The sequence below is a fragment of the Oleiphilus sp. HI0061 genome (genome assembly GCF_001635675.1).
The window spans coordinates 1-1,333 of sequence record NZ_LWFE01001301.1; the positions used below are offsets into that span (position 1 = coordinate 1).

1 protein-coding gene is annotated in these 1,333 nt (G+C 42.8%); it reads left to right on the forward strand.

Annotated elements, in window-relative coordinates; genetic code table 11:
* Nucleotides 1-203: 203 nt before the first annotated feature.
* On the forward strand, nucleotides 204-1,333 hold a 1,130-nt coding region (locus A3735_RS20605), incomplete at its 3' end, for a HAMP domain-containing sensor histidine kinase (RefSeq protein ID WP_197485956.1).

A 1,333-nucleotide genomic window follows, 5' to 3' on the forward strand; every position in this document is an offset into this window, starting at 1 on the left:
CAAGAGGGTATCCAAGGTACTCAAATCCAGCTTCGTTTCTCACCCAGTTACCTCAGAGAAAGTGATGAAAGTAAAGTTATCATACGCTCGTAACACGCAAATCACATTTCTCCCATTTGAGCGGTGACCTTACTTGGCATCGTTCTGCACACCAACTAACATAGAACGCTTCACTCTAATCGCTTAAAAGACCAATAATAACGATGACAAGCCATTACGAAAAAAGCGTTGAAGAGCTTCAGCTCGAATATGCAAACAAGCGTCGCTTCCCCTTCATAAAGTTTTCTCAGTCACTTGAAAGTGAGTTCAGGGAATATCGACACCAACGCTTACTAGAACGAATTCCTGCAATTGGAGTTGCCGCATTATTCATTTTTTTCTTATTTGCTTTACTAGATATCTACACGCTCCCCGAGTCTGTCTACGTCGTCACAACCTGTATTCGTCTGTTTATAGTTTGCCCTCTCATCGCTATAACAATGATCGCCGCCCGAATGAATTGGTCGATACGCGCGTATTCAAGTCTGTATATGAGTGCCTACATAGTCTCTGGCTTAAGTATCGTTGCTATTATGTACACTACACGAATTAATGATGCGCAAATGCCTTACGACGGTGTGTTGCTGCTCTTGGTTTTTGGCTATTTCCTAATGGGCTCGCCGTATACTTTGGCCACATTAGGTGGAGTGATCGTATCGCTGGGCTATTTTACCCTTGAGCTCAATCTGAACTCTCCCAGCCATATTATCAGCTCAAATGCTGCGTTTATTATTACACTCAATTTTATGGGGGCGATTGGCAGCTACATGCAAGAACGATCACGGCGTAGCCTCTTTCTCAATAAGAAGCTGGTTGAACTTGCAAAGTCTAGAGACCAGCAAGAAATATCCTCACGTACGAGGCTGTTAGCCACCGCCAGTCATGACTTGAGACAGCCTCTACACGCTATGAACTTACTTATTGAGACCTTAGAAAACCAGCTTCCCAAGGGAGATTCTTTAGCCTTAACACAAAAACTTAAGCTCGCCATTAATCAACTAAGCCAGTTACTTAGCTCTTTACTCAATATCTCAAGGTTAAATGCCGGCATTGTTGAAGCAAAGAATACAAACTTTGATCTTTCAAGTTTGATCGGCTCACTAATTCCCGAGCAAAACATTCGTGCGGAAGAGCTTGGTATGACGATTCGCACCGAAGGCCCCTCACCTTGTATTGTAAAAAGTGACCCAATCTTAGTCGAGAGAATATTTCGAAACCTTTGCGAAAATGCATTTAAGCATGCCGATGCAACCGGAGTAAAAGTCAATTGGTACAAAGAAGGCAAAACTATCTT